At 42.8% G+C, this 264-nt stretch carries 1 protein-coding gene; it reads left to right on the top strand.

Annotated features, from left to right (window positions below; all coding sequences use genetic code 11):
• Nucleotides 1-22: 22 nt before the first annotated feature.
• Nucleotides 23-264, top strand: a 242-nt coding sequence (locus CH339_RS25765; RefSeq protein WP_111436869.1) for a sporulation protein, incomplete at its 3' end; no start/stop codon positions are given.

The raw sequence follows: 264 nt of genomic DNA, 5'->3' as shown, positions 1-264 counted from the left end.
AGGTAAAAAAGGAGTATGAATCATGGACACAACATTGGGCTACCTCCGTGAGTCACTGTCGAATCACCTTGAACACGGCATAGGACAAAACATTTACAGAAAAATCGTTTCCGGGCGATATGCCAATGAGGAAGAGTTTGTCGAGCACTTGGAGGAGCGGGAAATGGAATTTCTGAATCAAGTGCTTGAACATGAGATGAAATATGCGCTGAATGAACAGGACCATAAACGGACAAGAGAATTAAACGAAGTGTATGAACTGCT

The organism is Rhodobium orientis, assembly GCF_003258835.1.
Taxonomy (GTDB): domain Bacteria; phylum Pseudomonadota; class Alphaproteobacteria; order Rhizobiales; family Rhodobiaceae; genus Rhodobium; species Rhodobium orientis.
This window is presented reverse-complemented; position numbering and strand designations above follow the sequence as displayed.